Below are 13,549 nucleotides of genomic sequence, written 5' to 3'. Positions count from 1 at the left end.
TCTAATGAAAAAGATTAATTGTAATCAACAACTAGAAATTGAATATCAAAAAAAATTGAAAAAACATATCATTATTGGAATAGTCTTTGTTATAATTCTCTTATTTTTTAAAATTTTACTAATTCCCAAAATTCAAAATCACGAAAATAATAAAAACAATATTAAAATGATAGTAAACTACAAACAAGAGAAAAGCAGATTATCGATAAAAATAAACATAAAAACAAAAAAAATCTCTAACCTAGGAAAAGCCAAACTAGATATTTATCTGGACAATAAATTAATTGAAAGCAATATGATTTATATAAGCAGTAAAAACTTTACAACATATGCTAAGATAATCTATCAAAATGAAAGTTTATTAAGTATAATATTAAAGAGTAATGGCAATAATAATGTTTTTTATAGCAAAAGAATAAAATCTAGAGGATAAAATATGATGCAAATATACTTTATGTCTGTTTCGCTTAACATCTTAGGAGGAATAATACTTGCATTCCCAATATTAATAGAAAAAATAAAATTTTTAAAAATTTTTGAAGATTTTGTAAATTTAATAAACGACAACAAAAAGGTAAAAAGCATTTTTGGATTATTATTTTTAATAACTAGCACCCTTGAAATAATTAGGCCCTACAAATTGCCAATAATTGGAAACTTGATTCCGGCTGTAAGTTTATTTTTAATTGGATTTATTTTGTTTTTAAAACAAAAATTACCAACAGAAGTTCAAAATAATGAAAAATATGGAAAATTTCAATCAATACTTGAGAATAATCAGCAGATAATTGGCATTATATCAATCATTATAGGAATAATTCATTTTTTAGCAGCAGAAATACCTTTATTATAGGATTAAAAATCAAAAATACAACTTTTAAAGAATAAAGATAAAAAAAACAACTTGACTTTGACATGAGTATTCTGTATTATAACTTATTGTAATTTTAATTACCGCTCAATAAAAATTACAAACGGTATAAAGGAAGAAGATGTTATGATATTTAAAACATGTAAACGCTTGAAGTTAATAATGATGCTTATGTTAATATTAGGTTGCGCTTTTTTTAAAAAACCACAATCTGTACAACAAGACAGTGATGTTGGAAAGCCAATAAGCAATGAAAAATCATCTGAAAAGCCACAACCTTTGCAGCAAGACAGTGATAGTGATATTGGAAAACCAACAAGCGATGAAAAATTACATTTACTATTGGGCAAAATTTTGAATAAAAAATTGCCAATCATAAATAGCAATCATGACGTAACTTGGATAAAAACAAAAGCAATGACAATCTTAGATGAATATGGACAAGCAATATCAGAATTTAAAAACAAATTTGGATATTCTTATATACTATCTCCTATAAAAATGGACGATAAGTATAGTAGTTTCACATCGCTATTAATACTTTTTGAAACAACTAAAAATGGAGATAAAGAATATGAAATTGAAGACATTAAATTTATAACAGCCGGTTCCAACCTAGAGCTTAAAAATCCTCTTCTAGTTGTTGAAAATTCACAAGAAGAAGGATATGTTACTGCATACCCATTTGGAATATTGATGAGCGATGAACTTAAAAATGCTTTTAAATTCACATATCAAAATGGTCATTGGAATTATATGCTTGCAAATTTAACCGTCAAAAACAAACTTACTCAAAAAACTAAAACTTATAAAATTTCCCTTAATTCAAAATTAATTATCGACTTTTTAAAAGAAGTAATAAAGGAAAATTCTATCTTAAAAGATACTAATGGGGATCTATTTGAAGATATATAAAATAAAAAAAGGAAATATTTTATGAACCTTAAAAAATTTATTTTAATTGCAATAATTCTTTCTCTAGCTAAAAATGTTTTTTCTGAAAACGAAATTAATATCTTCGAAAATAACAATTATATTGTAAAGGAAAATATAAAAACAGAAATTAAAAAACTAAAACAAAATTTTTTACTAGTATCTGTTGATATTGCAATTAGCCAACCTTACATGGAATTAGTAGATCTGAATGGAGACCTGATAAAAGAACTTGTTGGAATTAGCTATACATTTATAAATGCATTTTCAAAAATTGGATTTTCTGCCATTATTTCGTTTGACCTATCAAACGAAGCTTCTGAGAAATACAAAATTACAAAATTAGAATTCTTAAGTCCAGATAAAGGCAATTTTATCGATCATCTAAGCAGTCTTGCCAGTGGAAAGCAGCAATCAAAAAAAGAGCTCGCAAAAGATGCTTATTCTTTTGGCACACTACGAACTGAATCTCTCTCAAAAACGATTTCAGAATATTACAAGAACAACAACTGGTATTACATCTTGGCAGCAATAACAGTAGAAAATAATATAAATAAAGAAGCTAAAAAATATGAAATTAGAATTAACCCCCAAATATATAACGATTTCCAAAAAAAATTGAGATTACATTTTAAAAGCAACAAATTAAAAAAATTTCCAATACCCGTTATAGAATAAACCAAAAATAAATAGAAAAAAGATTTTACTTCTCTAAGAGCGTTAAATGTATAATAATAAAACAATGAGCAGTAATAAAACAATAATAATAAATTTAAATAATTTAGAGCATAACTTAAATTTAATTAAAAATAAAATTGGTGAAAAAGAAATAGTGGCTACCTTAAAAGCTGATGCATACGGTCACGGACTTATAAATATATTTAAATTTCTAAAAACAAAAAAGATAAATTATTTCGGACTTTCCAATATTGAAGATGCTAAGACACTTAAAAAAATTGATAAAACTATAAAAATATTAGTATACACTAAAGTAGATAAAAAAGAAATTAAAAATTTGATTAAACTTGAGCTATTACCATTTGTTGCTGATTTTGAATATCTATCTTTAATAGAAAAAGAATGCGCATTGCAAAAAAAGAAAATAAAAGTTCACTTAAAAATTGATATTGGCATGAATAGATATGGAATAGAAATAGATAGCGCCTTTGAAATAGCCACTTATATTCAAAATTCAAAATTTCTAGAACTAGAGGGGGTCTGCTCACATCTTCCAGCAACAGAAAATTTTAAAACCTCACAAAAACAAATAAAGCAATTCTTATTTTTCCTAGAAACGATTAAACAAAAAAATATAAATCCAAAATTTGTTCATATTTCTAATTCGGGACACATTATCAATTACGAAATAAATCCACAATTTAATATGGTAAGACCGGGTCTTATTCTTTACGGTTATTATCCATCACTAAAAAACAAAAAAACTACACTAAACTTTAAACCTGTATTAAATTTATTTTCAAAAGTAATGTTTATCAAAAATGTAAAAAAGGGTGAAAAAATTTCATATTCAGGTTTATTTCAAGCTAAAGAGGATATGAAAATAGGAATTATCCCAATCGGATATTTTGATGGAATACCCCAAAACATAAATAATAATTTTTATTTTTTAATAAACAATAAAAAATGTAAAATAAGGGGAAAAGTTTGCATGAATCTAACAATAGTAGAAATCCCTAAAAACCTAAAAGTTAAAACAGGTTCAAAAGTAGAAATTGTATCAGAAAAATTAAGCATAGATGAAATGAGTAAATTTTCCAAAAGAAGTCATTATGAATTATTATGTAATATAGGAAAATATGAAAACAGAAAATACTTAGATTAAATTGCCCAAAGAATCAAATTTTTGGAAATCTATTAAATTACCTCTAGCATCATAAATCCATTTATAAATTGAAAATCCCCCAACATCATCTCTTAATCTCAAATCCGGACCATGATTTGATTGTTTTGATATTTTCCCAAACTTATTATATTCGTATTTATAAACACTAACCCCATGAATATCGTCTTGCAATTGTCCCAAGCTGCCAAAATTTTTTTGAGAAATAAGTCTATTTTGCTTATCATATTCATATAAATATTCAAAAACAAAATTACAATCAGCAACCAAAACTCCATCCTTAGAATAATTTTTCTTTGAAATCATATTACCATTAGAATCGTAACTAAATTTATACTTTGAAACTCCTTCAAAATCATCTATTGGATTAACAAAATCCCCACCAAAATGTTCCTGAGCAATCAAAAATCCTTCTTTATCATAAGAGTATCTGTAAATCATCACACCTTTAGCATCAGCTATTAAATTAAAATTTTTATCAAAAAAAATATTTTCTATTAAATAAAACTTGTCGTCATATTTATAACTATAAATAGCAATGCCTTTAAAATTATCCATTATTTCATACTTTTCCTCATAAACAGTTGGAATATCTCTATTATAGTTTTTATTAATTTTATTACTATAATTTATTATTCTTTTTTCATTATTTTGGATATAAAAAATAGTCTTCTTCATGGCATAACCATTTTGACTAATTGTTAAATTATTGTTATTGTCATAATTATATTCTTTGTAATAACAATCCTTATCTTTAAAATAATAGTCATAACGATAAATTGCTACATTATTTTCATCAGGAGTTAAGTTATTATTAATATCGTAATTTAAAACCTCAATAACTTTTCCATCAATATCATAATGATATATTTTAGTAGCTACAGAAAATGGATTTGAAACAATGTAAGCTGATTTATCAAGATATTCCTCTTTAATAAGATTATGATTAGCATCATAAGTTAATCTAAACCCACAAGTACCATTTTTTGAGCTCACAATATAACCATTCTCATCGTAATACAAAACCGTTTTAACAAATTTGGAATGATCATAACTAACCCTTGTAAAATACACATTATTTAAATCTTTAATCTGAATCCCTGATTCATTAAATCTGTAAACACTAAACACCCTCTCATTATCATATAAAAAATGATAATAAGAAACATTATATCTATCTCTAACCATTTCATTAGATCTATTATAATTAAAGATATTCTTAATCCTGCCATCACTCATATACTCTATATGTTCAATGTAAACACCATTATTATTTTTAAAAGCAAGTCCCCTATTTAGAAATATGCGCCTTTCACTGTGTTTGGATCTTTCTATTTTAATTTGATTTGCATTAAAAAAAGAAGGTATTAAAATACTAAGCTTGCCAATATAATCAACGAAAATAAGATTATTATTGCGATCATAAGTAAATTTATATCCATACTCTTCCTCAGACTCTTCTTTTGTAATCTTATATTTACCTACTATATTGTAATTGACAGAATAATCCGCAAATCTATAGTAAACTTCTTTTGAAAAAAGAAAAGTGCTCATAAAAAATATGATAAATAACATGAATAAATTCCTTGATAAATCAACCTTATTTTGATAGATTTATTATACAATAAATCTATCAAAAAGGAGCTTTAAAATGGCAAAGATTTCTAAAAACGCTCAAAGAGGGGGTTCGAAAGAATTAATAAGTCGATGGGGAGGAAAAATTTTAATGAAATCAAAATTTGAAAATGGAAAAATAAAGCATTATGCAGAATGTCAAACTTCAAAAAATATAGCAAGAAAGCCAAAGGATTTATTTTAACAAATAAATCCACTTACTTATAAATGCTATTTTTTTTGTATCCTATCACTAAATTTGACCCATGCTTCATCTTGTTCTTGTTTTGTATAGTTCTTATTTACTGTTTGTTTAGTCGTTGCACCTTTTTTAGGAAAAGAATTTCTAACTTGCTCTTTTATTTCCTCTCTTTGTCTTCTAATTTTTTCCAATTGTCTTTTAACTCTTTCATTTGAATCAAAAAGACCACTGCCACTTTTATTCAAACCAACCCTAAAATCCAATCTAGACAAAGCCTCTTTATAACTTTGATGCTTGCCTGTCAAAAACAAAACAATTCTTTTAAGAAGACTTAAATCCTTATAAGCAGCATTCAAAAGCGAATACAAATCAAGTTTATATATTTTATATAAAGGCAGTAATTCATTACTATTCTTGAAATATTTAGCTGCCTCAACTTTAATCAAATCTTTAAGATGGACTTGGACACTTTGTGTTTTATAAATTCTTCTGTAATGAGAAACAATAAGGTCAAGAAATTTGACTTTATTTTTTAAACAATACTCATTCATAATATATCTAGATACCAATCTGCTAATAATTTCTTCTAAGCCTTCCTCTGTAAAAATAGAAGAAGGATCATCTCCGAAACTAAGAATTTTAAATATGCTAGCTCTCAATTCACTATTAAGAAATTGCAAAACCTTCTCATATTCTTCTAGAAAAAACTCATATGCAAAAGGTTTGTACAAATGAAAGTTTTCTTTTACTTGAAATATTTTTGGCAAAATATCATGAATTTTGGATTCAAAAAAGTACATATTAGCAACTAATAAAAAATTTTCAGGATCATTCAAGCCTTCAGAATAAACTCTTAGAATACTAGAAAACTCTTTCGCATCAATTAAACCTTTTTTAAACTCCAAAGTCTTCTCAATTGCTTTCAAAGCTTCATCAATTTTAATAGCTTCTAGAGCCTTAAGCTCTTCTAAGTCTTTTTCATTTTTAATAAAAAGATTAAGAAAATCCAAAAAAACAAAATGATTTTTTGAGAAAGTGATTCCTTTTTTGCCAAGAACTTCATCCTTAATTTCAATAATGCCAGAGATAATCTTGGAAATAGCACCAATAATATTCTTACCCTCTTCTAAAGCTCTCTCATAATCACCAAGCTTTAATCCTTTTACTCTAACGAAAACATCTTTTACAACATTATTAGAAGCAATATCGAAAAATATTTTTTTAACAAACTCAATAAAATACAAAGCCCTGTTTGATGGAATTATCAATGATTTCCAAACCAATATTTCTTTCAGTTGTGATTTTGTTTCAAAAAATTTGTAATTAATATCTGAATCTGTAATAGTTATAAATTCATTCTGAAAAACCAACAAACTAGATTCTATATTTTTAACAGTAAGCAAAGAACTAAAAAGCTCTATTCCTATATAAGTTTTCAAAAATAAATCGTCAATAGAATAATAATAAAAATCATAACTGGCCTCATCGGTCAAAATTATGCTATCTGGTAAAATTTCTCCATTCTTTGCTATTTTATTAGTAATTATTCCTCTTTTAACTTCATAAAGTTTGCGAAATAAAAAATCAAGTTCTCCTTTTAGACCTCGTATTTTTACAGAATACTCTTCTATAAAAGAAGAATAATCTATAGCGCCCTTTTTATAAGACAGAATAGTTTTCAAAATTGATTTTTGGGTATCAGAAGATATTCCTAGTTGAGAAATCAAAATATCTACTTCTTTGCTAATCATATAAAAAATTTCTGGTAATTTTTTCATACTGCTCCTTATATTACATTAAAATAATAAACCATATTACATTAAAAATAATTAACAAGCTAAAATTTAGATCATATAATCAATAAAGGTTAAATAACATTAAATTATACAAAATATATAAAAGCAAAAAAATTAAAGAAATGCCTCTGCTGAAAATCCCCTTAAATTTCACCACTAAGAACAAAACTAAAGTTATAAATACCATTATACTAAAATCTAAAATATAAATATCTTTCAACAAGATAGGTCTAAAAAAACTACTACTAGCTAAAATAAAACCGATATTAAAAATATTGCTACCAACAATATTCCCAAATGCAATGTCTGACTCTTTTTTAATTATTGCAAAAAGAGATACAACAAGCTCTGGCACACTTGTCCCAAAAGCTACAACTATAATTCCAATCAACTTTTCACTAACATTAAAAACATTATTGGCAATATAAAGAGCCCCATCCACCAATAATTTCGATCCTAAATAAAGGAAATACATACTAACAAAAAAGCTTAACGCATTAAAAAATACAAAATTTAAACTCGGATTTAAATTGATTACTCCTTCTTGAAAAGAATTTTCCAAACTGAAATGCGATTTTTCTTCTTTATAAAAGAAGAAAAGATAGGACAAAAACAAAATCAAGATACTCAATGAGCTTAAACGATTATAAGGCATTACAAAAAAAGAGTAAGTTCTCAAATCAAATGAAAGCAACAAAAGAAGAAACATTAATAAAAATAGAAACATAAAAGAAAGCTTAAGTCTTTTAAAATCTGCCTTAATCCTTAAAAATAATCCTGCTAAAGGCAGGGCAAGCAACATATTGATAATATTGCTTCCAATAACATTAGAAACAACAATTTCGTTTTTACCCCTAAAAGCTGCCACCAAACTTGTAAAAAGCTCTGGAGCGCTTGTTGAAAAAGATACTATTGTAACCCCTATTAAAAGTGTTGGAACTTTTAAATAAGTAGCAATGCTAACCGAACTTTTTAAAAGTAAATCACCACCAAGATACAATAAAAAAATACCAATTCCTACATAAAAAAATTGAATTAACTGTTCCAAATGAATCTCCTTTATAAGAAACAGTAATTAAAAAGAATCTAAATATTCTTTCAAACTACCTTTAATCATATAATAAACATTAGATGCGTTCCAAAGACTAAAGCCACTACCAAATGACTCTTTAACCCCTTTAAGCTGAAACTTCAAATACTTAAAATAAATCTCGTCATCCACAAACCTTTCTTTTCCTAACAAAAAAGCTTGAACATAAGGCCTAATGACAACCCTATCTAAAGAAAACATAAATGCTCTATCGCAACCCTCTTTATAAATCTTATAAGCTCTTTTTGTATAATAAGAATTGCTTGGCAAAAAATCATTAGTATAGTGTGAAGGATAAAACATAGGAGATATGACATCAACATAATCTGACAACATTGCAATATTTTGACCAATACTATTAGTAAGAAACCAACCGTTGTACCCATAAATATCAACAGAAATAGGAATATAGAGCTGTTCTCTTGCCATAATCAAAAAAGATTCAAGAGCATCAACAGGTCGCATCTCATACTTATTCATTCTTGAAGTTGCAAAAGATACAGGACCATCTGACGGAAATCTAATATAATCAAATTGTATCTCGTCAACTCCAAAAGATTGTATTTCTTTTGCAATAGAAATATTATATTCCCAAGTAGCAGGAGAAAAAATATCTACCCAATGCTCTGCTTGCACATATTTTACAAGACCATTAGAATCAATTTTTTTAATAAAATGAGCCCAAGGCTTATTGGTCCTTTTATTCCAAAGAGCATGCTTAAAATCATTATAATAATACAATTTTGCATCTTTAAATACAACACATCTAGCAATAACATAAATTCCAAGTTCTCTGGCTTTTTTAAGAATATAAGAAATATCAATCAAGTTTCTAACAGCTCCTAACTTATTGGGCAAAGAAAGCTTACTAGAATAAGTTAAATTGCCATTATCATCTTTAAAGTCAATCACAACAGCATTCATACCTGAATCTTTAATAAATTTAAATCTTTCATCAACTGCCCTGTTATTACGCAATGTATATGCTGTTAAATAAATAGATCCTTTATCTTTAGCAAGCCCCATCCTTTGCGATTTTTCAACAAAATCCTGATCTTGCAAAGATGATTTTCCAATAAATACCCATTGCCCATTAAAATAAGAATAAAAATGATTATCATATGTTCTAACTAAAATTTTTTCTACATTCTTGCTAGATAAATCTAAAATACGTATTATTTGCTTCTTAAAAGGAAAAGAAATTTTTTTAATAAACCCACTTTTTTGACTAATTAAAAAAATATCCCCATAAACTCCAGAAGAAAAATATAAATTATTTGTCTCTTCTTTTGAAAATTCAACAGCACTAATAATGTCGTAATACCCCGCACCTAGATAAATCTGAGGAATTAAACGATTTAAATTTTTAAAGCTAACAGCTCCATTAACACTAAGATAAATCCCATGAAACGCAGTCCCAATGGCAATACGCTTATACTCTCCTTGAGAAAAGGCACTTGATGTGATATACGCATTATTGTTAAATTTGCTAATTTCCACTAATTTTCTAAAATTTTTTGAATAATCATAAGAAACATAAAGATTATTGCTTGTAGTCAAAAATGAACTTGAAGAATAAACATCTTCATAAATAGAAGTAATTCGACTGGGAGCAAGCTTACAAAAAGGGTAAACCCACCTAGAATCTATCCCATTAACCTGAACTTTAGTTATTTTCCCATTAATATTTTTACTCAAAAATCCTTTATGGATAAAAAATAAACTATATTTTTTTAAAAATTCTTCATCGGTTATTGAATATATACTAAAAACTTTAAAAACAAAAAAAAAGAAAATAACTATCCAATAGACAAAAATTTTCATATACATTAATACATGATACTTACAAATCAAAAAATATTAAATAACAATGATTTTGATTTGACGATTGAATCTCAATTTAATTCAAAAATATTGAAATATTGCAGCAAATATAATCTTAAAAATCTTAAGCTCTGCCATAAAGTCTTGTAATAAAACTTATATTTTTACTCAAAATGGGATCCAAATCACTTTCTAATAATCTAAAAATCCAATTATCTGAAGTATTTTTTGGAATATTTGCCTTAAATTCATTTCCCAAATTAATATAATCTTGCATTGATACTATTACATTATTAGAAACACTGCCCATAGCACCTCTTATTATGTCCCAAACAACAAAATCTTCATTTGTATTTAAATAATCAAAAATGTACTTTTTATGCAAATCATCTAAAGAGTCAACAAATTCTCGTATTGTATCATTATCGTTAATTCCTGTGTAAACTATACAATTTTTAATATAATTATGGGGAAGATTCTGATTGTCCGAATCAAAATCAAAAGCAAGACTCATTATTCTCATTCCTGGAAAATTAAAAAAATCTCTTAGCCTTGAAACATCTTCAAGATCATTTCCAAAATCTTCAACCCAAATTTTTAAATCTTTAATTTCATTTAAAATAAAATTAAAAAAATCTCGTCCTGGCGACTTTACCCAAAGCCCATTAAATGCATAAGCCTCACTGGCACTAACTTCCCAAGTAGAAACAAAACCTCTGAAATGATTAATTTTAATCACATCTATATACTTTCTTAAAACCTCGATCCTTTTTGCCCACCATTCATACTTAACTTTCTTTAAAACATTCCAACTATAAGCTGGACTATCCCAAGCTTGCTCTTGCTCTAAAAAATAATCTGGAGAAATTCCTGCAACTTTATCCTTGCTTGCATCAAACCTCAACTTAAAATATTTTTGATGTGCCCAAACATCAGCAGAATCATATGCCACAAAAAGGGGCACGCTTATAACCAGCTCAATTCCCTTATCGTTCGCATAGCGCTTTAAAGCTTGAAACTGTGAAAAAAAGAAATACTGCAACACCTCTTGCACTCTGATCTCTTTTGAGAGAATATTTCTCAATTTAAATAAGTCTTTTTCATTTCTTTTAAGAATTCCTCTATCAAAAAGAACATTAAAAGCGTCCTTTGATTCTTTAAAAAAATATTCTTTAAAAGCAACAAAACTTGCAAAATCTAAAAGCCAATAAGAAGACTTTTTTTTAAACTTTTCAAAGCTTCTAACCTCATCAACTGAAGCTCTATTAATAAAATTTAAAGCAGCTTCTTTGAGAAATTTATCTTTTAAACTTAATTTTTTTAAATCAGAATACCTGGTTTCATTTTCCTTTAAAAGGCTCAAATCCGAATCTATAAATTTGCCAAGGGCTTCTAAATCAATATAATAAACATTACCAGCAAAAGCGGAAAAAATTGAATAAGGAGGAGATCTTGTAAAATCAATAGGAGAATAAGCAAACATTTGCCAATAACTTTGCGAAGATGCAAACAAAAAATCTATAAATTTATAAGCCCCTTTGCCCAAATCTCCAATGCCATATTTAGATGGCAAAGAACTTATGTTAAGCGATATACCGCTTTTTCTTTTTAAATTTAAATTAATTCTTATTTTTTCATATTTCATATAAAACCCCTATTAATTAACAATTTAAACAATTACCCACTGTGTTATAAATTATAATAAATATTAGATCAGAACAAAATGTTAAATAGCAATTTTAAGAAAAATTTAAAAATTAAATACTTTTATGATAAAATCTATTAATGGATACCAAAGCAACCATACTATTGTTGCTATTATTTTTAGTTCAAAGCTTAGCTTTGTCTTCTGAAGTCTTTGAATTCAAATACATTAAAGGTGCAAAATTTAGATTAGAAGGTATAGATAATCAAAAAATATATTTTAACGATCATTATAATTCAAGCTCTACAACCAATATTCAAATTTCAAGTGAAATAAAAGACACAAAAGAAAAATTCGCAAACATTAAAGCTTTTTTTAGAATCTTAAAAAGAGAAAATATTAATGAACCTTACCTATTAAATGAAGAATTTGAAGAAACCTTCAGCGTAAATAAGCAAGGGGAATATATAATAGGAATAAATCAAAAAAGACCCTCTGTTAGAGGCATTCCAAGATTTCCAAAAACACCTATCAAAATAAATGAAAAATGGACATATCCTGCAGAAGAATATATAGAAGCTTCAAAAATAGACAAAAGCATAAAAGATTTTATTGTAAAATTTAATGTTAACTACGAATATAAAGGCAAAGAAGAGCACAATGGAAAACATTACCACATAATTCTTTCGAATTATGAGTCACAATACAATATAAAAAACATCTCTTTTTATCAAAAAGTAAACCAAAAAATTTATTTTGACAATGAAATTGGAAATACTTATAAATACAACGATGAATATATATTTGAAATAAAGCAAAACAACAATCAACATTTTAAAATGGTTGGAAACTCTCTTGGCAGAATAGTTTCAATTGAACTTCCAAATGATAATTTCATTGAAACTGAAGTTGAAAATTATATCCAAGAAAAAAAAATAAAAGCTATTGGCGTTGAAAAAAATGATAAAGGCATTCGTTTAAGCTTCGATATTGAATTTTATCCTGACTCATTCCAAATACTACAAAAAGAATATAAAAAACTTGACCTTATAGCTAAACTTCTTGAAAAATTCAAAAAAAATAACATTCTAATAGAAGGACATACTGAAGAATTTGGATTAGAAAAAGAGATGCATGAGCTCTCTGAAAAAAGAGCTCATGCAATTGGAAATTATTTGATAAAAATGAAAGCAAAAAACAAAGACCAAATACTATTTAAAGGATGGGGATCTCAAAGATCAAAATATCCTAAATCATCCCCATTAACGGCTAAAAATAGACGAGTAGAAATTACAATATTAAATAACTAATCTAGATGCATCATCTTTTATTCTTTTTTTCTTTTTTTGTCTGACAACTAATACATAAAAAAGCATAAGGAATTGCTAAAAGTCTCTCTCTAGCAATCTCTTTTTCACAAGCCAAACACTTACCATAAGAATTTTGAGAAATTCTATAAAGAGCTTGATTTATTAAATTCAACTTTCTCTTTTCAACAAAACCTAACGCTTCAAGATTATTCCCATCCATATTGTCAAAAGCAATATCAACGACATCCTTTGGATACATATCATTATTAATGATTTCCTTTTTGCTATTTTCCACAGACTTAATAGAATCCAATATCTCTCTTTTTTCAGCTGAAAGAAATTTTTTTATCTCTTCAATAAACTCATGCTCAGAACTAGCTTTTTGCATGATACCTCCCTATAA

At 26.6% G+C, this 13,549-nt stretch carries 13 protein-coding genes; 7 read left to right on the top strand and 6 right to left on the bottom strand.

Features of this window, described 5'->3' with window-relative positions:
- The first annotated feature begins 4 nt into the window (after positions 1-4).
- The 5 genes from BLO14_RS03530 (at position 5) to alr (ending at position 3,647) form a co-directional block, all read left to right on the top strand.
- The gene (locus BLO14_RS03530) at positions 5-433 is read left to right on the top strand and encodes a hypothetical protein (RefSeq protein ID WP_091972916.1); all 429 of its coding nucleotides are present in this window, start codon (positions 5-7) and stop codon (positions 431-433) included.
- Positions 434-436: 3 nt separating this feature from the next.
- Positions 437-853: a hypothetical protein gene (locus BLO14_RS03525; RefSeq protein ID WP_200780496.1), complete on the top strand. Its 417-nt coding sequence runs from the start codon at positions 437-439 to the stop codon at positions 851-853.
- Positions 854-997: 144 nt separating this feature from the next.
- Positions 998-1,786 carry a S2/P23 family protein gene (locus BLO14_RS03520; RefSeq protein WP_091972914.1) on the top strand — a complete coding sequence of 263 codons (789 nt, stop codon included), beginning with the start codon at positions 998-1,000 and terminating at the stop codon, positions 1,784-1,786.
- A 21-nt stretch (positions 1,787-1,807) separates the two neighbouring features.
- Positions 1,808-2,482, top strand: a complete 675-nt coding sequence (locus BLO14_RS03515; protein ID WP_091972912.1) for a BB0158 famile outer surface lipoprotein — start codon at positions 1,808-1,810, stop codon at positions 2,480-2,482.
- A 46-nt stretch (positions 2,483-2,528) separates the two neighbouring features.
- A complete protein-coding gene (gene alr, locus BLO14_RS03510; RefSeq protein WP_091972910.1) occupies positions 2,529-3,647 on the top strand; it encodes an alanine racemase in 1,119 nt (372 codons plus the stop codon).
- Here alr and BLO14_RS03505 read toward each other — a convergent pair.
- Positions 3,639-5,240 carry an RHS repeat domain-containing protein gene (locus tag BLO14_RS03505; RefSeq protein WP_091972908.1) on the bottom strand — a complete coding sequence of 534 codons (1,602 nt, stop codon included), beginning with the start codon at positions 5,238-5,240 and terminating at the stop codon, positions 3,639-3,641. The two genes, alr and BLO14_RS03505, sit on opposite strands and share 9 nt — an antisense overlap.
- A 76-nt stretch (positions 5,241-5,316) precedes the next feature.
- On the opposite strand from BLO14_RS03505, the gene BLO14_RS03500 reads away from it, so the two are divergent.
- Positions 5,317-5,484, top strand: a complete 168-nt coding sequence (locus BLO14_RS03500; protein WP_091972905.1) for a hypothetical protein — start codon at positions 5,317-5,319, stop codon at positions 5,482-5,484.
- A 26-nt stretch (positions 5,485-5,510) separates the two neighbouring features.
- On the opposite strand, the gene BLO14_RS03495 is transcribed toward BLO14_RS03500, so the two are convergent.
- The 4 genes from BLO14_RS03495 to malQ all read right to left on the bottom strand — a co-directional run bounded on the left by BLO14_RS03495 (position 5,511) and on the right by malQ (position 11,836).
- Positions 5,511-7,259 carry a hypothetical protein gene (locus tag BLO14_RS03495; RefSeq protein WP_091972901.1) on the bottom strand — a complete coding sequence of 583 codons (1,749 nt, stop codon included), beginning with the start codon at positions 7,257-7,259 and terminating at the stop codon, positions 5,511-5,513.
- A gap of 79 nt (positions 7,260-7,338) precedes the next feature.
- The gene (locus tag BLO14_RS03490) at positions 7,339-8,325 is read right to left on the bottom strand and encodes a calcium/sodium antiporter (RefSeq protein WP_091972898.1); all 987 of its coding nucleotides are present in this window, start codon (positions 8,323-8,325) and stop codon (positions 7,339-7,341) included.
- 27 nt (positions 8,326-8,352) lie between these two features.
- Positions 8,353-10,197, bottom strand: coding sequence for a putative glycoside hydrolase (locus BLO14_RS03485; RefSeq protein ID WP_091972895.1), 1,845 nt, complete (start codon positions 10,195-10,197; stop codon positions 8,353-8,355).
- A 118-nt stretch (positions 10,198-10,315) separates the two neighbouring features.
- On the bottom strand, positions 10,316-11,836 hold the full coding sequence (malQ, locus tag BLO14_RS03480; RefSeq protein WP_091972892.1) for a 4-alpha-glucanotransferase: 1,521 nt from the start codon (positions 11,834-11,836) through the stop codon (positions 10,316-10,318).
- 140 nt (positions 11,837-11,976) lie between these two features.
- Here malQ and BLO14_RS03475 point away from each other — a divergent pair, with 140 nt between their 5' ends.
- Positions 11,977-13,146: an OmpA family protein gene (locus BLO14_RS03475; RefSeq protein WP_200780494.1), complete on the top strand. Its 1,170-nt coding sequence runs from the start codon at positions 11,977-11,979 to the stop codon at positions 13,144-13,146.
- Positions 13,147-13,156: 10 nt separating this feature from the next.
- Here BLO14_RS03475 and BLO14_RS03470 read toward each other — a convergent pair whose 3' ends face one another.
- Positions 13,157-13,534: a TraR/DksA family transcriptional regulator gene (locus BLO14_RS03470; protein WP_091972889.1), complete on the bottom strand. Its 378-nt coding sequence runs from the start codon at positions 13,532-13,534 to the stop codon at positions 13,157-13,159.
- Positions 13,535-13,549 lie beyond the last annotated feature (15 nt).

Source organism: Borreliella japonica (assembly GCF_900099615.1).
In the GTDB taxonomy this organism is placed as follows: Bacteria; Spirochaetota; Spirochaetia; order Borreliales; family Borreliaceae; genus Borreliella; species Borreliella japonica.
This window is presented reverse-complemented; position numbering and strand designations above follow the sequence as displayed.

Coding starts and splice junctions, on each gene's coding strand:
- BLO14_RS03515 (WP_091972912.1), top strand. CDS start 1,808: ATGAACCTTAAAAAATTTATTTTAATTGCAATAATTCTTTCTCTAGCT.
- BLO14_RS03475 (WP_200780494.1), top strand. CDS start 11,977: ATGGATACCAAAGCAACCATACTATTGTTGCTATTATTTTTAGTTCAA.
- BLO14_RS03505 (WP_091972908.1), bottom strand. CDS start 5,240: ATGTTATTTATCATATTTTTTATGAGCACTTTTCTTTTTTCAAAAGAA.
- BLO14_RS03485 (WP_091972895.1), bottom strand. CDS start 10,197: ATGTATATGAAAATTTTTGTCTATTGGATAGTTATTTTCTTTTTTTTT.
- alr (WP_091972910.1), top strand. CDS start 2,529: ATGTATAATAATAAAACAATGAGCAGTAATAAAACAATAATAATAAAT.
- BLO14_RS03525 (WP_200780496.1), top strand. CDS start 437: ATGATGCAAATATACTTTATGTCTGTTTCGCTTAACATCTTAGGAGGA.
- BLO14_RS03470 (WP_091972889.1), bottom strand. CDS start 13,534: ATGCAAAAAGCTAGTTCTGAGCATGAGTTTATTGAAGAGATAAAAAAA.
- BLO14_RS03500 (WP_091972905.1), top strand. CDS start 5,317: ATGGCAAAGATTTCTAAAAACGCTCAAAGAGGGGGTTCGAAAGAATTA.
- malQ (WP_091972892.1), bottom strand. CDS start 11,836: ATGAAATATGAAAAAATAAGAATTAATTTAAATTTAAAAAGAAAAAGC.
- BLO14_RS03530 (WP_091972916.1), top strand. CDS start 5: ATGAAAAAGATTAATTGTAATCAACAACTAGAAATTGAATATCAAAAA.
- BLO14_RS03495 (WP_091972901.1), bottom strand. CDS start 7,259: ATGAAAAAATTACCAGAAATTTTTTATATGATTAGCAAAGAAGTAGAT.
- BLO14_RS03520 (WP_091972914.1), top strand. CDS start 998: ATGATATTTAAAACATGTAAACGCTTGAAGTTAATAATGATGCTTATG.